This is a genomic window from Porphyrobacter sp. ULC335 (assembly GCF_025917005.1).
Lineage (GTDB): Bacteria > Pseudomonadota > Alphaproteobacteria > Sphingomonadales > Sphingomonadaceae > Erythrobacter.
In genome coordinates this window covers 3,225,422-3,247,233 of sequence record NZ_CP078091.1, presented here as the reverse complement: position 1 = coordinate 3,247,233, position 21,812 = coordinate 3,225,422, and the positions used below count along the sequence as shown (strand labels likewise).

Genomic DNA, 21,812 nt, shown 5'->3' with positions numbered 1-21,812 from the left:
AATCCTATCATTGCAGGGGGGATGTTGGCAAATTGCCACAGTATCCCTGCAAAAATGCGAAGACCTATTGTCAAGCACGTTGCCCGTCGATAAGCCATGATCCCACAAGAGAGCAAGCTATCTGGCAATAAATGATAGCGCTAACATGGGGAGGGATCTTATGCGCACTTCGATGCAGCACCATGGCGTTCGGGCGGGGCGCCAGAAGCCTTGGCTTAAAAGCGTCTTGCGCGCCGGGGCTTCGGCACTGGTTGTCGGAAGCGCGATCAGCGCCAGCGCGGTCATCGCGCAAGATGCGCAGGAAGAACCGGAAGTCACCACTCCGGTCGAAGAACCCACCAACGAAATCATCGTCAGCGGTCTGCGCCAATCGCTCGCCAACGCGCAGAGCCTGAAGCGTGACGCCGACACCGTGGTCGACGCGATCACCGCGCAGGATATCGGCGCGCTTCCCGACCGTTCGGTGACCGAAGCGCTTCAGCGCGTGCCCGGCGTTGCCATCAACCGCTTTGCCGGTTCGAACGATCCCGATCACTTCTCGGTCGAAGGTTCGGGCGTGGTGGTGCGCGGGCTCAACTTCGTGCGTTCGGAATTCAACGGGCGTTCGGCCTTCTCCGCCGGGGTGGGCGGGCAAGCACTGAACTTCGCCGATGTCCCCGCAGAACTGCTCGGCTCGGTCATCATCAGCAAGAACGCGACCGCCGAAATGATCGAAGGCGGCCTTGCCGGCACGGTCAATCTCAACACCCGCAAGCCGTTCGACAATAACGGCTTCAAGATCGCGTTCAGCGCCGAGGCCAATTACGGCGATTTCCGCAAGGAATGGACGCCCACGCTGTCGGGCCTGATCAGCAACACCTGGGATACCGACAAGGGCCGCTTCGGCTTGCTGGTCAGCGGTTCCTATTCGCGGATCAAGAGCCGCGCCGATGGCTTGCAGGTTGCCAACTATCAGACCCGCGATGGCCAGCTGGTGGCCGCGGCCAATGCCGATGGTGTGCGGGTGTGCCGCAATCCCTTGCCGGGAACGACCGACAATTTCACCCTGCCGGGCGGCGGTGCGCAGTGCGGCAATTTCGGGGCTGCCGGGGCTGATGGCTTTGCCGATTACGCCGCCTCGCGCGTCGCGCCGGTCGGCGGGCAGTTCCGCACGCAGGAATTCGACCGCGAGCGTAACGGCCTTGCCGTGTCCGCGCAGTTCGAATCGATCGACGAAAAGACCCTGATCACTGCGGAATTCATCCGCTCTGCCTCGACCAACAAGTGGGGCGAATACACCTTCGAAACCGCGCCCGATCAGGCGGAGTACACCACCTATCCGGTCGGCTGCCTGCAGAATGCCGATGGCCCGAACCGGATCAATCCGGGCAACGTGCTGGGCGACCCCACGTCGCGCGCGCAGTGCCCGGTCGGCGGGTTCACCGATTTCATCTATGACGACACCGGGCTGTTCCAGTCGGGCTATATCGTCAACACCAACAATGGCTGGCGCGGCGATCCGGGTGCTTCGCCGTTCGTGCCGATTGGCGGCTTGCAGCAATCGCTGGCGCGCCGTCAGGTCAATGACGAGGTCACCAACGAGGACTACTCGATCAACATGCGCACCGAGCTGACCGATCGTCTGACGATCGAGCTCGACGCGCAATACGCGACCTCGCGCAAGGAAAACCTCGATTTCAGCGTGTTCGGCTCGTCATTTGCCGATCAGGAGCTCGACATTTCTGGCGATTTGCCGGTGATCATTCCGCGCAAGCCGCAGTTCCTGGGCTATAACTGGTCGACGCCGGGCGCAGCCTTGGCCGGGGCCACCGATGAGCAGTATTTCAGCGATCCGCGCTTCCAGTTCTGGCGCGCCGCGATGGATCACATCGAGGACAGCGAAGGCACGCAATATGCCTTCCAGGCCGATCTCGCCTATGAATTCGATGACGATTCCTTCCTGCGCCGGGCCAAGTGGGGCGCGCGCTATCAGGATCGCGAACAGACGGTGCGTTACACCACCTACAACTGGGGCATGCTGAGCGAGGTGTGGTCCGGTTCGCGTCCGACCAATTTCGCCGACACCCCTGCCGAACTGTCCGAGCGGTATGAATTCCCGAACTTCTTCCGCGGCGCTGTCGCCGGGCCTCCGGGCGGGTTCTACTACGCGGGCGATCTGATCGGCGATTACGAAGGCGCGATTGCGGACTTCCAGTCGGTGCAGGCCATTTCCCGCTCGCTTGGCAGCACGCCGTCGTGGGTGCCGCTGTCCGGCCGGCAGGGTGCGATTGCCGGTACGCCGTTCCTCCGTGAGGATATCCAGCCGCTCGCACAGCAGGATTCGGCCGCTTACCTGCAACTGGAATTCGGCGCCGATAATGTGTTCGGGTCGATGCGCCTGTCGGGCAACATCGGCGTGCGCTACGTCAACACCAGAGTGCGTTCCGAAGGCACCGTCGGCGTTCCGAGCCAGCAGGCGCTGAATATCCTTGAGCCGTTCAGCGTGCGCTGCGCGGCCGGTGTCCCGATCGGTGCCCCTCCGGGCACCTTGCCGACGACCCCGGGCGGGGTCTGCAACCTCGGGCCGCAGGGCTATGCCCAGCTCCAGACCTTTGCCGGAAACGGGACGCTGGATAGTGGCGGGGCGCGCGACATTGCCGATGTGAACTATGATTTCTGGCTGCCCAGCATGAATCTCAAACTCGGGGTTTCCGAGGATGTGATTGTCCGGCTGGCCGCGTCGAAGGTCATGACCCGGCCCGACAATGCCAATATCCGCAACTTCCTGACGATCGGTCTGGAAGGCAGCGAATTGACCGCGACCGCCGGCAATCCCTTCCTGCGCCCGGCTACGGCATGGCAGTTCGATGCCAGCATCGAATGGTACTTCGCGCCGGTCGGATCGCTGACCTTCAATGCCTTCTACAAGGACATCAAGGACTTCTTCTTCCAGGATATCTTCACCCGGCAGATCACCAGCAACGGTATTACCCGCGACGTGCTGGTGCGCGGTCCGGCCAACTTCGAAGAGAACGGCAAGATCAAGGGCTTCGAACTCGCCTATCAGCAGACCTACGACTTCCTGCCCAAGCCGCTCGACGGGTTGGGGGTGGCCGCCAACTACACCTTCATCGAAAGCGAAGGCCTGCCGAACACCTTCCTCAACACGGGCGAGCCGGTGGACCAGTCCACTGTCCCGCCGGGCAACCTGCCGCTCGAACAGCTATCGAAGCACAATGTGAACGCGACGATCTTCTACGAGAAGGGGCCGATCAGCCTGCGGGCCGCCTATAACTGGCGATCGCGCTTCCTGCTGACCCCGGCGGATGTGATCTTCCCGTTCTACTCGATCTTCAACGAGTCGACCGGGCAGCTCGACGCATCGATCTTCTTCAACGTAACGAAGAATATCCGGGTCGGCGTGCAAGGGGTGAACCTGCTCGACGAAGTGACGCGGACGACACAGGCCTATACCGGCGATCCCGGCGTGCTGGCCCCGCGTTCGTTCTTCATGAACGACCGGCGCTTCTCCTTCATCCTGCGGGGCAACTTCTAGGCTCCCCGGCGAAAAGTCCCCGCAGGAAAGGGCTCTCCGGCATCAGCCGGGGGGCCCTTTTGCTATGCGGAGACGCGTGCGCCGCGGCCGCACAAAAAAAGGCCCGGGACGTGCCCGGGCCGCAGGGTAAACTGCCGGTGAGAGGATCAGCCGGCGGCGCTTGTCACATTGGCCAGCGCGGTGCGCAGCGGCTTGGCGCGGTAGGTGGAATCGTAAGGCGTGCCGCGCACTTCCAGCCCGTCCGCCCGCTTTGAGGGGTCAAAGCCCTGGAGCCAGTTGAACCTGTCGACCATGCCCCAGGCCAGCACATCATCAAGGTGCTGCCGGTAATCGAACATCACTTCGAAATACCGCCGCGCGAAATCGGCAACCTTCTCGTCGCGCTGCGCGATATTGCCGGGCAGGGCCTTGTCCTTAACATCGAACTCGGTGACCAGCAGGCGGTAGCCCATGCCGGTGACCTCATCGAGGAAGCGGCGCCACTCCCGTTCGGCATAGGGCCCGTTGCCGGTGGCGGGATCGATCGCGAAGATCTCGATATGCGACTGGATGCCCAGCGCATCGACCGGTGTGCCGCGCTTGCGGAAGCCTTCGAGCAGGCGCAGCACATCGGCGCAGTGGCGCGCGTGCTGCGGCTCCCAGCTCATGTAGTCATTATAGACGAGCTGCGCGCCCGGCAGTTCGGCCCGCGCGGTGTGGAAGGCCAGATCCAGCACCGCCTCGGGGCTGCCCATCGCGCGGCTCATGCTGGTTTCGATGGGCGCATTGCGATCATGGTCGATCGCCTCGTTCACCACGTCATAACTGGTGATGATGCCCTTGTAGCGGCGGGTGACGGTCTGGATGTGCTCGGTCAGCAGCCGCTCGGCCTCGCGCCGCGGATTGGCGCCGTAGTCATAGCTGTTGAGCCAGTTCGGGAACCATTGCGGGCGGTGCCACAGCAGCGTGTGCCCGCGCACCGCAATCGCGTTGGCCTGCGCCCAGCGGACGATCTCGTCCATCCTGTCGAAATTGTAGACGGTGGGCGCGGGGCGCACCGCCTGCCACTTCATCTCGTTTTCGGGGACGACGATCCCGCATTCGCCCTTGATGATCGCGGTGTAGTCCGGGTTCTGGATCGATCCGGCGTTGGCGTTGCCGGGGGTCGAGGCAATCGCGCTGCCGAACTTGCGGCCTCCGCGTGCGGCGAGCGTGTTGAGCCCCGGCAGCGGCACCCCGGTGGGGGCGGGGGTGGGCGGAGGAGCGCTGACCGGCGCCGGGGCGGGCGTACTTGACCCTCCACCGCAACCCGCCAGCGGCAGCGCGGCAAGGCTGCCCCCGATCACTTCGAGCGCATGGCGACGTGTCACGCTCACGGGCGCACCTCCAGCTTCACGCTCTGCACGTCCTGCGAGTTCGCGCCCGCCATGATCGTGAATGTCCCCGGTTCGGTGACGCGCTCCATCGCGGCGTTCCACATGGCAAAGGCGCGCGGTTCAACGGCAATCGCCACATCGCGGCTTTCTCCGGGCTGGAGCGTCACGCGCTTGAAGCCGACCAGCTCCTTCACCGGACGGGTGACCGAACTGACATCATCGCGCAGATAGACCTGCACCACCTCATCGCCCGCGCGCTTGCCGGTGTTGGTGACGCGGACGGTGACCGTCACGCCTTCACCGGGCTTGATCGCGCTGGCCGACAACACCGGCGGGGCGAGGGTGAAGGTGGTGTAGCTGAGCCCCCAGCCGAACGGATAAAGCGGCGTGACCTCGTCGAACAGGTATCCCCGCCGCGCGCTCGGCTTGTGGTTGTAGAACATCGGCAGCTGCCCCGCATTGCGCGCGGTAGAGACCGGCATCTTGCCGCCGGGGTTCACTGTGCCGATCAACGCGTCGGCAATCGCCGTGCCCTGCTGTTCGCCCGCGTACCATGTTTCAAGGATGGCATCGGCTTCGGCGGCGATGGTCGGATAGCTGGGTGGGCGGCCGTTGATCAGCACGACGACCACCGGCTTGCCGAGCGCCTTCATCGCACGGAACAGCTCGTTCTGTTCGCCGACAAGATCAAGGCTGGTGCGGTCACCCAGGTGGTTTGCAGCCCAGCCTTCGCGGCTCGTCTTTTCGGTATCACCGATGAACAGCACGATGGTGTCGGCACCCTTGGCGACCTCGACCGCCTGCGCGATGCGGCGGCGGTTCTCGGCCGGGTCGGACAGGACGACGGCATCATCCCACCAGTCGCTGTCGCCCTCGACAATATCGACGCCCATCGCGTGGACGATGTTGGCGCGGCTGCCCACGGCGGCGCGGATGCCCTGAAGCGGGGTGACGCTGGCGCGTGGTTCGCCGTAATAGCCGCCCAGCCGCGCGACATCGGCATTGGGGCCGATCACCGCGATGGTCGGCTTCTTGCCGCTGCCCGCAGCGGGCAGAGCCAGCGGCAGCGCGCCATTATTCTTGAGCAGCACCAGCGACCGCTCCGCCGCCAGCCGTGCCAGCGCGACGCCTTCGGGGCCGTTGGACTGAAGCGCCTTGGCCAGATCGGGCCATGGGTTGTCGAACAGCCCGGCGTTGAACTTCATGGTCAGCAGGCGGCGCACTGCCTGATCGACCGCCGCCTGCGGCACCCGGCCTTCGCGCACGCTCTTGGCCAGATCCTTGAACCCCGCGCCCTCGGGCAGATCGACATCGACGCCTGCCAGCAGCGCGATTTCGCCGGCGGCGGCATTATCGGGCGCGATGTGGTGGAGGCGGGCCATATCCTCGATCGCGTAATAGTCGGACACGACCGCGCCCTGATAGCCCCACTCGCCGCGCAGCACGTCTTCCAGCAGCCAGCGGTTGGCGTGGCTGGGCACACCGTCGATCTCGTTATAGCTCGCCATCACCGCGTCGATGGCGGTGCGCTTCACCACCTGTTCGAAGGGCGGGAAGAACATCTCGCGCAAGGTGCGCTCGCTGATCTGGGCGGGGGCGACATTATTGCCGCTTTCGGGTTGGCCGTGGCCGGTCATGTGCTTGAGCGTGGCCATCACCTTGCCCGGCGCAAGCTTGCGGGTGGTGCCGGTGCCCATCAGCCCTTCGACCGAGGCAACGCCCATCTCGCCGACGAGGAACGGGTCTTCGCCGAAGGTTTCCTCGATCCGCCCCCAACGCGGGTCGCGCGCGACGTCCACCACGGGAGAGAGGACCATGTGGACGCCGCGCGCGGCTGTTTCCTCGGCGATCAGCGCATTGATGTCGCGGATCAGCGCCGGGTCCCAGCTACTCGCCAGGCCGATAGCCTGCGGGAAAGCGGTCGCATCCTTGGCGGCGAGGCCGTGGAGCGATTCTTCGTGAAACAGGATCGGGATGCCGAGCCGGGTGTTCTCCATCGCCCATGTCTGTGCGGCGATGACGAAGGCGATGCTGTCTTCGATCCCGCGCCGCCGGACGGTGCGCGGGCTGGAAGGGCCGCGCCGGTCGGAAGGGCGGGCGATCTGGCCGATCCCGTCGGGGAAGCGCGCCGCGGTCTTGGCCGGATCGAAGATGTCGCCATCACCCTGAAGCGTGCCCTTGCTGTCCCAGACGGTGATGATCTGCGCGACCTTTTCGTCCAGCGTCATACGCGCCAGCAGGTCTTCGACGCGCTGCTCGGTGGGAAGGGCGGCGTTCCAGTAGGGCGCGTCCTTCATTGCCCGTTCGACCGCCACCGGTTGTGCGTGAATGGCCGGTGCAGCGGTGATGCCGAACGCCGCCAGACACACCCCTGCCGCCAGCGCGGCCCGCTTGATCGCCTTCATGTGATGTCCCTCTCCTGACCACGGCGGCTTGACTGGCCGCTATAGTGTGGTAGCGCTACCATGATGAGAGGGAGAGGGCTTGTCAACCGGCTTGCGATAGGTCTCGCGCCAACCCGCGGGAGGGTTCGGCTGCCGGGCGCGTGCGCGCGGCGTCTGATAGCGCACATCATCCCGCTTGCTGACAATCGGCGCAACGCAGTATGGCCGGGCCTATGAGCAGAACCAACCTGACCAGGGCCGAACCGGCCACCCAGAGCCGCAAGCGCGCCGCCCGCCGCAGCAATGCCGCGCCGACGATCACCGATGTCGCCCGCGAGGCGCAGTGTTCGCCGATGACCGTCAGCCGCGTCATCAATGGCGAGGAGAACGTGCGCGAGGACACCAAGCAGAAGGTGCTCGGCGCGATTGCCAAGCTCAATTACGTCCCCAACCGCGCGGCACGATCGCTCGCGGCGGGATCGCAGCTGCGCATCGCCCTGCTGTTCGACAACCCGTCTGCCTCCTACCTCAGCGAATTCCTGATGGGCGCGCTGGAGGAGGCGAGCCGCCGCGACATCTACCTCGTGGTGCAGGCCTGCGAGAACACCGCCGAGGCGCAGAAGGTGATCAAGAAGCTGCTCGACGGCGGGATCGAGGGCTATATCCTCCCCCCGCCGCTGTGCGATGACCAGAGCGTGCTCGATCTGATCCGCTCCTCCGGCGGGATTGCGGTCGCGGTCGGCCCCGGCCGGGCCAGCGGCAGCCACGGCGCGGTGCTGATCGACGAGTTTCAGGCCGCCTATGACATGACCCGGCACATCATCAGCCTGGGGCATGAACGCGTCGGCTTCATCATCGGCAACCCCGAACAGGTGGCCAGCGGCCAGCGCCTCGAAGGCTACCGCGCGGCGATGACTGACGCCGGGCTGACGATCAACGAGAGCCTGATCGCGCAGGGCCAGTTCACCTATCGTTCGGGCATGGTCGCTGCCGAGAAGCTGCTCGGCGCCAAGCACCCGCCAACCGCGATCTTCGCCTCCAACGACGACATGGCCGCCGCCACCGTTGCCATGGCGCACCGCCGCCATCTCGACGTGCCGAACGACATCACGGTCTGCGGTTTCGACGATACGGAACTTGCCAGCTCGATCTGGCCGGAGCTGACCACCATCCGCCAGCCGATCCGCGAGATGACCGCCGAGGCCGTCGCCATGATCGCCCGCGTCCACAAGCAGAAGCCGCGCGCCACCCGTGCCAAGGCCGAGCAGCTGACGCTCGCCTACCAGCTGATCCGCCGCAATTCCGATGCGGGGCCCAGCCTCGCCTCATCCTTCAGCAAGCCCCCCGGGAGCCCATGACCGATCAAGCCGCACCCCGCCGCCTGCGCTCGCGCGACTGGTTCGACAACCGCGAACGCATGGACATGACGGCGCTCTATCTCGAACGCTTCATGAATTACGGGGTGACGCCCGAGGAGCTGCAAAGCGGCAAGCCGATCATCGGCATCGCGCAAAGCGGCAGCGACCTTTCCCCCTGCAACCGCATCCATGTGGACCTTGCAAAGCGCACGCGTGACGGCATCCGCGATGCGGGCGGCATCCCGATCGAATTCCCCGTCCACCCGATCTTCGAGAACTGCCGCCGGCCGACCGCCGCACTCGACCGCAATCTGCTCTATCTCGGGCTGGTGGAGCTGCTGAACGGCTATCCGCTCGACGGGGTGGTGCTGACCACCGGCTGCGACAAGACCACGCCGAGCCAGATCATGGCGGCCTCCACGGTCGATATTCCCGCGATTGTCCTGTCGGGCGGCCCGATGCTCGATGGCTGGCACGAAGGCGAGCTGGTCGGCAGCGGCACCGTCATCTGGCGCAGCCGCCGCAAGCTGGCGGCGGGCGAGATCGACGAGGATGAATTCCTGAAGCGCGCCTGCAACAGCGCGCCTTCTGCCGGGCACTGCAATTCGATGGGCACGGCCAGCACCATGAACGCGGTGGCCGAGGCGCTGGGCCTCTCGCTCACCGGCTGCGCGGCGATCCCCGCGCCTTACCGGGAGCGCGGCCAGATGGCCTATCGCACCGGACGCCGGATCGTTGAGATGGTGCTGGAGGATCTGAAGCCCTCGGACATCCTCACCCGCGCCGCTTTCGAGAATGCGATTGCCACGGTCAGCGTCATCGGCGGATCGTCCAACGCACAGCCGCACATCATGGCGATGGCGGCGCATGCGGGTGTGAGCCTCGAAACCGATGTCTGGCAGGCGCATGGCTATGATGTGCCGCTGCTCGTCAACATGCAGCCTGCGGGCAAGTATCTGGGCGAACGCTTTCACCGCGCGGGCGGCGTGCCTGCGGCGATGTGGGAACTGCTGAACGCGGGCAAGCTCCACGGCGATATTGTGACCTGCACCGGCAAGACGATGGCTGAAAACCTTGCAGGTGCCGAAAGCCCTGACCGCGAGATGATCCGGCCCTTCGCCGATCCGCTGATCGACAAGGCGGGCTTCATGGTGCTGTCGGGCAACCTGTTCGATTTCGCGATCCTCAAGACCAGCGTAATCGGCACAGCCTTCCGCGAACGCTACCTTTCGCGCCCCGGCTCCGAGGGCGTGTTCGAGGCGCGGGCCATCGTCTTCGACGGCTCGGACGATTACCATCACCGCATCAACGATCCCGCGCTCGCTATCGACGAGGATTGCATTCTCGTGATCCGCGGATCGGGCGTGATCGGCTGGCCGGGCAGTGCCGAGGTCGTCAACATGCAGCCGCCAGATGCGATGATCCGCGCTGGCAAGCCGTGGCTGCCGACTTTGGGTGACGGGCGGCAATCGGGGACGAGCGACAGCCCATCAATCCTCAACGTCAGCCCCGAAAGCGCGGTCGGCGGGGGGCTTTCATGGCTGCGCACCGGCGACATCATCCGCGTCGATCTCAACGCCAGGCGCTGCGACGCGCTGGTGGACGAAGCGGAGATCGCCCGCCGCCGCGCGGAGGAGACCATCCCGCCGATCCCCGAAAGCCAGACCCCGTGGGAAGAACTCTACCGCCAAAAGACCGGCCAGCTGGCGGAAGGGGGCGTGATGGACTTCGCGCTCAAATATCGCGGCACGGCAAGGAAGCTGCCGCGGCATAACCACTGATGCCGATACACTTCTAGCGCGCGATATCGAGCCCGAAGCCGGGGAGGGGCATTCCGCTGCCATCGACCAGATTGACCAGCGGCGCATCGGCCCAGGCATAGCGCACCCGGGTGGGGGTCATGTCATCGGGCACGGCGATCAGCAGAGTGCTCCCCTCGGCCCGTGCCAACACGAACTGGCAGGTGCCGGGGGCAGCCTCGCACAGCTCCACGCCGAGCGGGGCGGGGCCGCCCTGCACGGTCAGCGCGCCCGCAATGCCGCTGAAGCTGACGGTGACCGTGCCGCCTTCGTGCACGGCCTTTTCGGGCATCGGCATGGCGCGGCCATCAAAGCCCTCGGCCAGCCGCTTGCCCAGATCATTCTTGTTGGCGGGGTGAATATCGGTGGGCTCGCCAATGTCGATCGCGGTGACCAGCGCGGCGTTGGCATCGGCCACGACGGCGCGGCGCTGCTCGTCGCGAAGCTGTGCCCAGCCGGATTCGCCGGGAGCCGAGCGGCGCTCGCCCCAGTCGGCCAGCTGCACCACCAGCATCCGCGTCTGCGGGCCGAACTGGCGGCGCCATCCGGCAAACAGGCTGGCAAGCTTTGCGTCATAGGCCGGTTGGCCCGCATCGGACTCGCCCTGATACCATGCCACGCCCGCCAGCTTCATTGTGCCGAGCGGCGCGATCATCGCATTGTGCATCACGCCGATCCCCGCATTGGCATCCCAGGGCGCACGCGGGGGCGTGTCGGTGACGGTGGTGGTGGCATATTCCCAATCCGCGCCCAGCGGCACGCGCTCGCCATTGGCGGCGGTGAAGGCGAGCCGATCCGACCCGGCAAAGAAGCCGCCGGTGTCCCACATATTGTTGGCCGCGATCAGGATCGTGTTCTCGCCCGCTTTCAGATGCTTGGCGGGCACATGGTAGGTGCGTTCTACCCCCCAGCCGAAGGTGTAGCCGACAGGGTGGCCGTTGACGAAAGTGAGGTCGAGATCGTCGATCGCGCCGATGGCAAGGCTGCCGTCGCCCCTTGCCTGCTGCGCGGTGAGGGTGATGGTCTGCTTCAGCCACACATTGGCGCGGGGATTGGTGTCGAGGCCGGTGCCGGTCCATTCGTTCCAGAAGGCAAATTTGGGGATCGGTTTCCAATCGAGCAGCGCGGGGTTTTTCCACGGCTCGCGCCCATTGTCCTGCGCGCGCCACCAGTCGAACCACTGCGGCACGAAGGCCTGCGCCGCGGCGTAGGGATCGCGGGCGTAGAGGGCGAGCTGGTCGAGCGCCGCCTGACCGTGGCGCTCGCGCGCGCCTGCCGGATCATACCACGCGCGCGCCGCGCTGCCGCCCCAGTTGGAATGGATCAGGCCAACGGGAGTGGCCGGGTCTTTGCCGCGCAGCGCCTTTGCCATGTAGAAACAGGCCGCGGAAAATTCGGCCACCGTGCTGCGGTCAGCGGCTTTCCACGCAACCGGCGCGGCGAACTGCGTCTGCGGCAAAGGCGCGGTGGTCTTGGGAATCATCAGCAGGCGGATGCCGTTATCGGCAGAAAGGCGCAGCTGATTGTCGACATCCAGCGCTCTGGCGACCGGAAGCTCCATGTTGGATTGTCCGCCGCACAGAAAAACGTTCCCGATCAGAATATTGTCGTAGGTTGTTGATCCGGTTTCGTCGCTGATCACCAGCGTCTGCGGCGCAGTAGTGTTGGATTGTGCGGGGATCGTGACGGAAAAGGCCCCAGACCCGTCCGAAATGGCGCTCGACCTCGTCTTGCCCAGCCTTGCCTCGACCTTGACCCCCGCTTGCGTGCGTCCTGACAGGGTTAGCGGCTGCCCCGCTTGCAGCACCATATTGTCCCCGTAACCTGCGTCGAGGACCGGGTTGGATGCCGCAGCCACCGGCCACAGCATGGCAAGAGTGGCGGGCAAGATGCGGAAATGGCGACGCATTAACCTAATCTCGCGCGGGTTTGGGCAAAGCCTGCGACGGGCGCGGGGAAGGCAAAAAGGCTCCCCGATTTGGGCAGGCCGGCCATGTCCTGTTGGGACATGTTCTTGATGGCGGATGTGACATAGGCCGTTTTCAGGTCTCCGCCCCCGAACGCCATCTTGGTAATGTCGCGCGCCGGAATCGGAACCGTGGCCACCAAAGCACCATCTGGCGAAAACCGCGCCACACAAGATCCGAGATACATCCCGGTCCAGACATGATCCTCGGCATCGACCACCGGACCATCGGGATAGGCGGCGGGGAACAGCGCGGCGGTATCGGCGAACAACCGCGCTTCGCCGGCGCCCGCTGCCGAGAGGTCCGCAACGAAGATTTTTTGTTTCGAAGTATCAGTGAAGTAGATGCGGTCGCCCGATGCGCTGACCGCCGGGCCATTGGTGATCGCAATGCCGCTCGGCCCGGCAGGGCGGATCTCGCCCCGGTCGAAAACATAGAACCGGCCCGAGGCGGACCCTTCGGAATCGTCCATCGATCCGAACCACACCCGGCCCCAGGGATCGGTGCAGGCATCGTTGAGCCGGTTGCTGGCGGGCTCTCCCGGCACGGCACAAAGCTTTGTAAAAGTGCTGCTTTCCGGATCGAAGGTGTAGAGCCCGTCCTTGAGGCCGCACAGCAGCGGGCCTTCCTCGGTGGGGATGGCCCAGCCGATCTGCTCGGGGGCCTCGGTAAAGGCATTGCTGCCGGTGGCGGGATCGAAGTGCCACAAGCGATGCCGCTTGATGTCGACGAACCAGACGATGCCGCGCTGCGCATCCCACAGCACGCCTTCGCCCAGCAGGCTGTCGGCAGCCAGCACGGCGCTGACGGGCAGGTTCATCTCCATCCGGCATCCACCCAGTAGTTGTGCCCGGTGCAGTAGCGGGCGTCGTCCGAGGCGAGGAACAGCGCCATCGCGGCAATGTCGGCTGGCTGGATGCGCCCGTCAAGGCATTGGGCGGCAACGATTTCGGCCTCACCCTCTGGCGAGTACCAGCGCATCTGGCGCGGGGTCTGGACGTTGCCGGGGAGGATCGCGTTCACGCGGATATTGTCGCGCCCCAGTTCGCGGGCGAGGCTGCGGGTCAGGCCCTCGATCGCGGCCTTGGCGGTCTGGTAGACCACGAGGTCCTTCAATCCCAGATGCCAGCTGATCGAGCCCATGTTGATAATCGACCCGCCCCCTGCCTCACGCATGGCAGGCAAGACCGCCTTGGCGGCGAAGAACTGGTGCTTGAGATTGACCGCCATCCGGTCATCCCAATAGGCGGGCGTGATATCCGCGATGGTATGGCGATCATCGCTTGCCGCGTTGTTGATCAGTACATCACAGCCGCCCATCTTCTCGACGAGGACATTGATCTTGTTCACGTAATCATCGCAATCGGTGATGTCGCAGCGCAGGAAGTGCGGCTGGATATCCACCTCTCCCATGCGCTGGATCAGCTGCTCGCTCGGACTTTCCTGAATGTCGACGAAGCCGACTGCGGCACCCTGCCGGGCGAAGGCCTCCACCACCGCCTCGCCGATGCCGGAACCGCCCCCGCTGACGATCACCCGGCGGCCCGTAAGGCTCGGGTAGATCGCGCTATGCATGCCGGCGCTGCTCGATTGCGCGTCCAAGTTATGTATTCCCCATCCCAATATGGCGCGCCCGATGATCCCCACGGGCCGCGCCTTGTCAAATCGTGTTTTCGTCCGGTCAGATCCGGTCGATCAGCCCCCGTGCGGCAAGGTTGCGCGCGAATTCGCCGAAGCCCATCGTCCATGCCGGTGCATCGCGCGAAGTCGTCACCGTGTTCCTGAGCGCCCCCAGCTTTTGCGAGCGGATCGTCACCACGTCGCCCACCTTGTGGGTGAAGCCTGCTCCCGGCGTGTCGCGGTCCTGCGTTGGTGCGAACAGCGTGCCGCAGAACAGCACGAAGCCATCGGGGTAGTGATGTTCCGAAAGGCACTGCGCGACCAGATCGAGCGGATCGCGGCTGATCTGGCTCATGTCGTTGCGCCCTTCGAGGCGGTAGCCTTCCGGCCCTTCGATAGTGAGTTCGACATCGGCGCCGCGGACATCGTTTATCGTGAAGCTCTCGTCGAACAGGCGGATGAACGGCCCGATCGCGCAGCTGGCAGTGTTGTCCTTCGCCTTCGACAGCAGCAGCGCCGAGCGGCCTTCGAAATCGCGCAGGTTGACGTCATTGCCGAGCGTTGCGCCGACCACCTCGCCATGGGCATCGCAGACCAGCACGACTTCGGGTTCAGGGTTGTTCCAGTGCGAATCCGACCGCACGCCAACCGGTGCGCCGGTGCCGACGGCGGAAAGGACAGGCGCCTTCGAGAATATCTCCGCGTCGGGGCCGATGGCGACTTCGAGATATTGCGACCACATGCCTTCCTCGATCAGCGCCGCCTTCAGCTGCGCTGCGGCCGCGCTGCCGGGTACGACCGAACGGATGCCCGCGCCGACCTTGTCTTCAAGCTGCGCCCGGATTGCGGATGCGGCGGAAGCATCGCCGCGCGCACGTTCCTCGATGACCCGCTCGATCGCGGAAAGCGCGAAGGTGACGCCGCTCGCCTTGATGCATTGCAGGTCGATGGGCGTGAGCAGTGACCAGCCATCGGGCAGCCCGTCCTCGACCGGGCCGAGATCGACGCCCCCCGAAAAGCTCCGCCGTGCGACCGCGCCAGCGACCGTGCTGACGCTGCCGGTGAGGTCGTAAAGGACCCCGTTGCTGATGGCGATGACGCACGGCCCCTCGGGCGACAGCGCCCGGCCGATGAAGTGCCCTTGCGGATAATCCGCGGGCAGGCTTTCCAGAATTCCGTCGGCCATTTCTGGCTCTTGCCCTCCACATTGATAGCGCTACCATAAGCACACAATCGCGGGCCGACAAGCCCCCAAGCAAGCGATAGGCGGGAGGAAATGGTGATGACGGGCAGGTACACGGTGCTGGCGGGCGCGCTCGCTTTGGCGGGGATTGGCGGGACAGCGGCGGCGCGCGATGTGGTCGCTTCGTTCGACTATCTGGCTTACGAATCCGCCGCGAACGAAGCGGCGATACCTGAAGGCCAATACCGCAACCCGGTGATCCCCGGCTTCCATCCCGATCCTTCGATCGTGCGGGTGGGGCGCGATTTCTATGCTGTCACCTCGACCTTCAGCTGGTTCCCGGGCCTTCCGATCCTGCACAGCACCGATCTGGTGAACTGGCGGATCATCGGCAATGCGATCGACCGGCCGACGCAGCTCGATTTCAGCGGGCTGGGCACCAATCGCGGGCTGTTCGCTCCGGCGATCACCCACCACGACGGGCGGTTCTGGATCGTCAACACCTGCATCGAATGCGGCGGCAACTTCGTCATCACGGCTGACAACCCCGGCGGCCCTTGGAGTGATCCGGTGTGGCTCGAATTCGGCGGGATTGACCCGTCGCTGCACTTCGAACCCGATGGCTCGGCGTGGATCGTCTACAATGATGCGCCTCCGGGCGAGCCGAAGTACGAAGGCCACCGCGCGCTGTGGCTCCAGCAGTTCGATCAGGTCGCCATGACGATGCTGCCGCGCCGAACCTTGCTGGTGGATGGCGGGGTGGACCCCTCCACCAAGCCGATCTGGGCCGAGGGGCCGCACATCTACAAGGTGGGCGAATGGTATTACCTGCTCGCCGCGGAGGGCGGGACAGCGGACCAGCATTCGCAGACGATCTACCGTTCGCGCAGCCTGACGGGGCCGTACCAGCCCGGGCCGTTCAACCCGATCCTCACCCAGCGCGATTTGCCCGCTGGCCGCCCTGACCGGGTGGAGGCGACGGGCCATGCCGATCTGGTGCAACTGGATGACGGAAGCTGGTGGGGGGTGTTCCTCGCCGCCCGGCCGTTTGCGGGGCAATCCACGCTGATGGGTCGCGAGACCTTTCTCCTGCCGCTAGAATGGAAAGATGGCTGGCCGCGCTTCCTCGACCGGGGGGAGGCGGTGCCACTGGTACGCGCAAAGCCCGATCTGCCTGCCTCTGCGGCTTCGGCATGGGCCGGCTGGCGCGAGGAATTCCATGCGCCGCTTTCGGAGGAATGGATCGGGCTGCGCACGCCCGGCGCGTCGCCGCAATGGGCGGTCGAGGATGGCGCGCTCAAGCTTGTGGCAGGCCCGGCGGCTGCGGGGAGCTTCGGCAAGCCCGCCTTTGTCGGACGCCGGTTGCGACACCATGCGGCGGAGTTCACCACCCGGATCGCCTTCGCGCCCGAACGCGGCGGCGATTTTGCCGGGCTGCTGGCCTTCATGGATGAAACGCATTTCCTCGCCGCGGGCAAGGAACGCGGGCGGCTGGTGGTGCGGCTGCGCACCAGTGCAGAGCAGGGCACGAGCGGCGCGATCATGGCCGAGGCACCGCTTCCCACTGACGACCCGATAGAGCTTAAACTCGCACTGGATGGCGGCAGCGCGCGGGTGTTCTGGCGCGCGGCGGGCGAGGAAGGCGCATGGCAACCGGTCGGCGGGGCGATCAATGTCGAACCGCTCGCCTCGGTCCACGCCGGATTGTTCACGGGGTTGGTGGTCGGCCCCTACGCCTTCTCGCCGGGATAGGGGCCGCGCCGGTCAGTTCGTCTTGAAGACGTAGACCGGCCCCACCTCGATGTTCTGCACGGCGGCGGCGAAGTGCAGCGTTACCGTCGCATCACCCGCTCCAAAGCCGCGGGTGGCGGTGAAGGGCAGTTTCACCATCTGCCAGTGGTCGCCGACCTTGAAGACCTTGTCGCCGAAGCCTTCGTAGGGCGGAATGCTGCCCTGCATCCGCGCGTAGACCAGGCCCTTGCCGTCATCGGTCTGCGCGCTGATGGTGCGCGCTACCACGGCCACGACAAAGGTGTCGCCTTCCTTGACATCGGGAGTGACGGGGATCGCGGTGGTCAGATCCCAGCGGTTCTCGCCGACCTTGGTGGTGGTGAAGCGGGTCGCTTTCTGGAGCCAGATCTCGGGGATGTCGAGCCCCTGCCAGCTTCCGCCCGCTCCGCCGTGCGCCCAGGCGCGGTTAGTGGGATCGTTGACCAGCTGGCCGACGCTGCGCAGGCCATCGGGCATCTCGATGCTGGCCGGATCTTTCAGCGAGGCCGCGGGGGCGGCAGCGGCAACCTGGGTTTTGGCGACAATCGTCGGCGAGCCCTTGACCACGATCGTCTGCCCGATCTCAAGCACCTGCTTTGCCCCTGCCAGTTGCAGCGTGACGATGGCGTCCGCCTTGCGAATGCGCTTGTCGGCGCGGGCGGTCACTTCGTACCATTCCCACTCCGGCCCCACGAGCACATTGGTGTCGCCAAAGCCGCTGTAGGGCGCGGCGTTCTCCTGAAACCGCACCCCGATGATGCCTTTGCCATCCGAACGTTCGGTGCTGACGGCGCGGGCATGGAAACCGATCGTCACCTGTTCGCCGCTGCTGATGTCATCCAGCAGCGGCACATTGACCGAGCTGGTATAGGGAAACGCGCCCTTGGCCTTGATCGTGAACACCCGCGCCGCGCCGCCGCCGGGGATATCGGCTGCCTGCCGCGAGCCGGCCTCAAGCTCGGGGCCATAGCTCGCCCAGTCGATGCGCGTCGGATCATTGACGAGATCGCCCGGCACCTGTTCGTCAAAGGCGGCAAGTTCGGGGGGGAGCTTACCCTTACCCGAGGCGGGCGAGGGCGCGGGCACCTGCGCTGCCGCCGTGGCCCGGACGGGCGCGGGCGGGGCGGCGGTGTCGTCCTTCAGCCCGATCGCGCCGCGCAGCCCCGGCAGCCACTGGCCCTTGGCGAGGTCGAAGAATGGGAAGGTGTTGGCATAGGCCCACATGCACATCCCGATCCCCGTCGGCGCGAAGGCCTCGGCGATGGTGCGGTGATAGGCCACCCGCTCGGCGAGCGGGATGTGGGCGTCATAGGCCCCGACCTCGCCCATGAAAGGGGTCTTCCCGGTGCGCGCGACATAGGTGCGGACCGCATCCACATCGCGGGCGAGCTGCGCTGTGTCCTCGGGCAGCGGGAAGCTGCGACCGACGGGCGGCATGTCGGGCTTGGTCCACTCCGCGCCTTGATGAGTGTAGGCGAAGGGATCGTAATAGTGGAACGTCGGATGGATATTCGGATCTTCCGGCAGCGGGAGGGTTTCCAGCGACTTGATCCCGCTCCAGTTCTCGCCGCCGATGATTACCGCGCGGGTGGGGTGAAGCGCGCGCACTTCCTTCAACGCCGGGGCGAGGGTTTCGAGCAGGTTGGTGTGGTTGAAGTTCTTGTGCGGCTCGTTCTCCAGCTCGAACCACAGGCTGTCCTCGGGATAGCCTGCAAAACGCGCCGCGATCTGCTTCCACACGCCGCCATGCCATGCGGCCACCGCAAGCGGATCATCATGGATCGGGTCGAAATGGTGGCTGTTGAGGATGACGTTGAGATCCTCGGCCAGTGCCCAGTCGACGATCTGCTGCACGCGGTCCATCCATTTGGGATCGACGGTGTAAGGCGGCTTGTCGCTGGACTTGTTGTGCCAGCGCACCGGCAGGCGGATGGTATCGAAGCCGGCGGCCTTGATCCGCTCGAAATCGGCCTTGCGGGCGGGCGTGCCGCCCCATGCGCCTTCGGTTTCGGGCTCCAGGGTGTTGCCCATGTTGATGCAGGTGCCGACCGGCAGCGGCTTGGTCACCGCAGGGGCGGCTTGCACAGGGGCCGCAGCCAGCGGAGCAAGCGTCAGGGCCGCCAGTGGCAGCAGCGACGTGAATGCCTTGAGGTTCATCGATCTCTCCCTGATCCCGGCTCTTGTGGCCTTGTGTTGTGTCATCCGCCCGCGCTTACCGGCATGGCAGGACCTGCTCCGCATCGCTGCCGATCCGCACTTCGGCGATGGCGAAGTCGGCCTTGCCTTCGGTCTCGAGCACGAAGGGCCGGACCAGCTTGCTCACATCCGCGCCCTTGTCGCGCAGGCACTTCAGCGGCACGCCGTAGCGGACATAGCCTTCGCTTGCGGGGAGCGTCACTTCGGTGAACCCGCGTGCTTCGGGGCCGGTCGCGCCGATCCGCGCGGTGGCGGGGGCATCCCACACCTTCATCGTCACCAGCAGCAGCACATCGCCATTGGTTTCTCGGCTGACATCGACCGCATCGAAATTGGCGAGCTGCACACTCGCCGATCCGCCGGTGACGGCAAAGCGGCGTGCGCCTTCCTGCACCTTGTAATTCTCCGCCGTCACCCGCACCCGTCCGCCCAGCGCGTCGGCGGGGAGGGTGGTGATCCGCGTCTCCACCTCGCCTTGCGTGCCGGTGACCATCAGCGACCAGCGCGCCGCGGGCGTCCCGGCGTTCAGCCACAGACGGGCATCTCCGCCCAGTGCAGTGGCATCGAGTTCGGGGAGCGGGGCCCAGCTTCCCGCAGGCGCGCGGTAATCGAGCCCGAAGCCGAACGGGAACAGCGTCCCTTCCGCAATCTGCGCCGTGCGCGGCCAATCGGCGGGGAGCTTGCCTGCAAAGTCGAAACGGGGCTGACCCGCCGCGTCCCCCACCAGCACATCGGCCACGCCCGCGCCTTCGCTTCCCGGCAGCCAGGCGACCACGAAGGCATCAGCGGCATTGAGCGCGGGGTTCACATAAAGCGGCCGCCCGGTGATCATCACCGCGATCACCGGAATGCCCTGTGCTTGAAGCTTCTTCATCGTCGCATAGGGCGCGGTCAGTTCGGGATCGAGCAGCAGCGCGGCACGGTCCCCCTGGAACTCGGCGTAGGGCGTCTCGCCGAACACGACCACGGCGGCATCGGGCTTCTCGGCATAGCTGCCATCGGGCGAGAGCACGGCGCTGCCGCCCCCCGCTTCGACCGCCTGCTTCAAGCCGCCCCAGATCGAGGTCGCGCCGGGGAAGTGGCCGTTGTTCAGCCCCGTCCCCTGCCAGCTCAGCGTCCACCCGCCCGATTGGCGCGCGATATCATCTGCGCCGTCGCCCGCGACCAGCAGCCGCTTGCCCGGTGCGAGCGGGAGCACGCCCTGGTTCTTGAGCAGCACCAGCGACTTCCTCACCGCCTCGCGCGCCACGGCGCGGTGTTCGGGCGCGCCGAGCAGCTCGTATTGGCCGGAGTAGGGGCGGTCCGACGGCTTGCCCGCCGTGAACAGCCCGAGCCGCGCCTTGACGCGCAGGATCCGCGCCACCGCCTCGTCGATCCGCGCCATCGGGATCGTGCCCGCCTTCGCCCGCGCGAGCAGATCGGCATAGATCGGCTTCCACGTATCGGGCGCCATATACATATCGACCCCCGCCATCAGCGCCTGCGGGCAGGCCTCATTGGTGCAACCGGCGACCTGCCCGTGGGCGTTCCAGTCGGACACGACGAACCCGCCGAAATCCATACGCTCCTTCAGCACGCCGGTCACCAGCGAGTGGTTGCCGGTCATCTTCACGCCCTGCCAGCTCGAGAAGCTGACCATCACGGTGGAGACGCCCTCGGCAATCGCGGGGCCATAGGGCTTGCCGTGAATATCCCGCAGCGCGGCTTCGCTCGCGGTGCTGTCGCCTTGATCGACCCCGTTATCGGTGCCGCCATCGGCGAGGAAATGCTTGGTCGAGGCGATCACGTAGGGACCGGCGAGCAGGTTATCATTCGTGGGCGGGCCCTGCAGCCCGCGCACCATCGCGCCGACATAGGATGCGACCAGATCAGGGTCGGAGGAATAACCCTCGTAGGCGCGGCCCCAGCGGAAATCCTGCGGCACGGCGACGGTGGGCGCGAAGGTCCATTCCTGACCGGTGACGCGGATTTCCTTGGCGGTGACCGCGCCGATCTTTTCGACCAGCGCTGCGTCGCGCATCGCGCCCAGCCCGATATTGTGCGGGAAGATCGTCGCGCCGATGATGTTGGAATGGCCGTGGACCGCGTCGGTACCCCAGATCAGGGGCACGCCCAGTCCACCGTCCGACCGGTCGACCGAGGCGAGGTAGAAATCATCCGCCGCCTTCAGCCAATCGGGCGCGGGTGACAGGTCATTGCCATTCGGCCCGCTGTTACCGCCGACGAGGATCGAGCCGAGCTTGTATTCGCGCACCTCTGCCGGGGTGACGCAGCACAGATCGGCCTGCACCAGCTGTCCGACCTTTTCCTCGATCGTCATGCGCGCGATCAGATCGGCGATCAGCGTTTCGTGTTCGGGACGGGTGGGAACGGGGTATTCATACGCGGGCCACAGTTCGGGATGCGCGGTGCCCGGAGCCTCCGGCGTTTCGGCAATCGCCACCGTAGCAAGGCTCGCCGCAGCAAGCAGGCCTGCCGCAAGGCAGGCGCGTTTTGGGCCCGAATGGCCAGTCATATCCCTCTCCCGCGGCGGAGATGCCCGCCGTACCCTGCGTTTCTGCTAACGCTAACATCATTGTTGGAAATCTGTGCGAAGAAGTCAATCGGGCTACGCGGGTGTGCGGGGAGACAGGATCAATGGGATC

General features: G+C 65.7%; 12 protein-coding genes. 4 read left to right on the top strand and 8 right to left on the bottom strand.

The window, feature by feature from the left end:
* Positions 1-160: 160 nt before the first annotated feature.
* On the top strand, positions 161-3,535 hold the full coding sequence (locus KVF90_RS15590; protein WP_264392478.1) for a TonB-dependent receptor: 3,375 nt from the start codon (positions 161-163) through the stop codon (positions 3,533-3,535).
* Positions 3,536-3,681: 146 nt separating this feature from the next.
* Here the strand turns inward: KVF90_RS15590 and KVF90_RS15585 are convergent, their stop codons facing one another.
* Both KVF90_RS15585 and KVF90_RS15580 read right to left on the bottom strand, forming a co-directional pair.
* Positions 3,682-4,890, bottom strand: coding sequence for an endo-1,4-beta-xylanase (locus KVF90_RS15585; protein WP_264392477.1), 1,209 nt, complete (start codon positions 4,888-4,890; stop codon positions 3,682-3,684).
* Positions 4,887-7,295, bottom strand: coding sequence for a glycoside hydrolase family 3 N-terminal domain-containing protein (locus KVF90_RS15580; RefSeq protein WP_413676992.1), 2,409 nt, complete (start codon positions 7,293-7,295; stop codon positions 4,887-4,889). Before KVF90_RS15580 ends, KVF90_RS15585 begins: the two co-directional genes overlap by 4 nt.
* Positions 7,296-7,507: 212 nt before the next feature.
* On the opposite strand from KVF90_RS15580, the gene KVF90_RS15575 reads away from it, so the two are divergent.
* Positions 7,508-8,632, top strand: coding sequence for a LacI family DNA-binding transcriptional regulator (locus KVF90_RS15575; protein WP_264392476.1), 1,125 nt, complete (start codon positions 7,508-7,510; stop codon positions 8,630-8,632).
* Positions 8,629-10,413 carry an IlvD/Edd family dehydratase gene (locus KVF90_RS15570; protein ID WP_264392475.1) on the top strand — a complete coding sequence of 595 codons (1,785 nt, stop codon included), beginning with the start codon at positions 8,629-8,631 and terminating at the stop codon, positions 10,411-10,413. The genes KVF90_RS15575 and KVF90_RS15570 overlap by 4 nt, the downstream gene beginning before the upstream one ends.
* Before the next feature lie 13 nt (positions 10,414-10,426).
* Here KVF90_RS15570 and KVF90_RS15565 read toward each other — a convergent pair whose 3' ends face one another.
* From KVF90_RS15565 to KVF90_RS15550, 4 genes are all read right to left on the bottom strand, one after another.
* Positions 10,427-12,340, bottom strand: a complete 1,914-nt coding sequence (locus tag KVF90_RS15565; RefSeq protein WP_264392474.1) for a sialate O-acetylesterase — start codon at positions 12,338-12,340, stop codon at positions 10,427-10,429.
* Positions 12,340-13,218, bottom strand: a complete 879-nt coding sequence (locus tag KVF90_RS15560; protein ID WP_264392473.1) for an SMP-30/gluconolactonase/LRE family protein — start codon at positions 13,216-13,218, stop codon at positions 12,340-12,342. The genes KVF90_RS15565 and KVF90_RS15560 overlap by 1 nt, the downstream gene beginning before the upstream one ends.
* Positions 13,215-13,973, bottom strand: a complete 759-nt coding sequence (locus KVF90_RS15555; protein ID WP_264392472.1) for an SDR family NAD(P)-dependent oxidoreductase — start codon at positions 13,971-13,973, stop codon at positions 13,215-13,217. Before KVF90_RS15555 ends, KVF90_RS15560 begins: the two co-directional genes overlap by 4 nt.
* A gap of 106 nt (positions 13,974-14,079) precedes the next feature.
* Positions 14,080-15,204: a fumarylacetoacetate hydrolase family protein gene (locus KVF90_RS15550; protein WP_264392471.1), complete on the bottom strand. Its 1,125-nt coding sequence runs from the start codon at positions 15,202-15,204 to the stop codon at positions 14,080-14,082.
* A 96-nt stretch (positions 15,205-15,300) separates the two neighbouring features.
* Between KVF90_RS15550 and KVF90_RS15545 the strand changes: the two genes are divergently transcribed.
* Positions 15,301-16,953: a glycoside hydrolase family 43 protein gene (locus KVF90_RS15545; RefSeq protein WP_264392470.1), complete on the top strand. Its 1,653-nt coding sequence runs from the start codon at positions 15,301-15,303 to the stop codon at positions 16,951-16,953.
* A gap of 12 nt (positions 16,954-16,965) precedes the next feature.
* Here the strand turns inward: KVF90_RS15545 and KVF90_RS15540 are convergent, their stop codons facing one another.
* On the bottom strand, positions 16,966-19,128 hold the full coding sequence (locus KVF90_RS15540; protein WP_264392469.1) for a glycoside hydrolase family 5 protein: 2,163 nt from the start codon (positions 19,126-19,128) through the stop codon (positions 16,966-16,968).
* 55 nt (positions 19,129-19,183) lie between these two features.
* The gene (locus KVF90_RS15535) at positions 19,184-21,682 is read right to left on the bottom strand and encodes a glycoside hydrolase family 3 protein (RefSeq protein WP_264392468.1); all 2,499 of its coding nucleotides are present in this window, start codon (positions 21,680-21,682) and stop codon (positions 19,184-19,186) included.
* Positions 21,683-21,812: the final 130 nt, after the last annotated feature.

Bases quoted from the DNA above. Each gene is read 5' to 3' on its own strand.
- KVF90_RS15545 (WP_264392470.1), top strand. From the start codon at position 15,301: ATGACGGGCAGGTACACGGTGCTGGCGGGCGCGCTCGCTTTGGCGGGG.
- KVF90_RS15535 (WP_264392468.1), bottom strand. From the start codon at position 21,682: ATGACTGGCCATTCGGGCCCAAAACGCGCCTGCCTTGCGGCAGGCCTG.
- KVF90_RS15565 (WP_264392474.1), bottom strand. From the start codon at position 12,340: ATGCGTCGCCATTTCCGCATCTTGCCCGCCACTCTTGCCATGCTGTGG.
- KVF90_RS15590 (WP_264392478.1), top strand. From the start codon at position 161: ATGCGCACTTCGATGCAGCACCATGGCGTTCGGGCGGGGCGCCAGAAG.
- KVF90_RS15560 (WP_264392473.1), bottom strand. From the start codon at position 13,218: ATGAACCTGCCCGTCAGCGCCGTGCTGGCTGCCGACAGCCTGCTGGGC.
- KVF90_RS15555 (WP_264392472.1), bottom strand. From the start codon at position 13,973: ATGCATAGCGCGATCTACCCGAGCCTTACGGGCCGCCGGGTGATCGTC.
- KVF90_RS15540 (WP_264392469.1), bottom strand. From the start codon at position 19,128: ATGAACCTCAAGGCATTCACGTCGCTGCTGCCACTGGCGGCCCTGACG.
- KVF90_RS15570 (WP_264392475.1), top strand. From the start codon at position 8,629: ATGACCGATCAAGCCGCACCCCGCCGCCTGCGCTCGCGCGACTGGTTC.
- KVF90_RS15575 (WP_264392476.1), top strand. From the start codon at position 7,508: ATGAGCAGAACCAACCTGACCAGGGCCGAACCGGCCACCCAGAGCCGC.
- KVF90_RS15550 (WP_264392471.1), bottom strand. From the start codon at position 15,204: ATGGCCGACGGAATTCTGGAAAGCCTGCCCGCGGATTATCCGCAAGGG.
- KVF90_RS15580 (WP_413676992.1), bottom strand. From the start codon at position 7,295: ATGAAGGCGATCAAGCGGGCCGCGCTGGCGGCAGGGGTGTGTCTGGCG.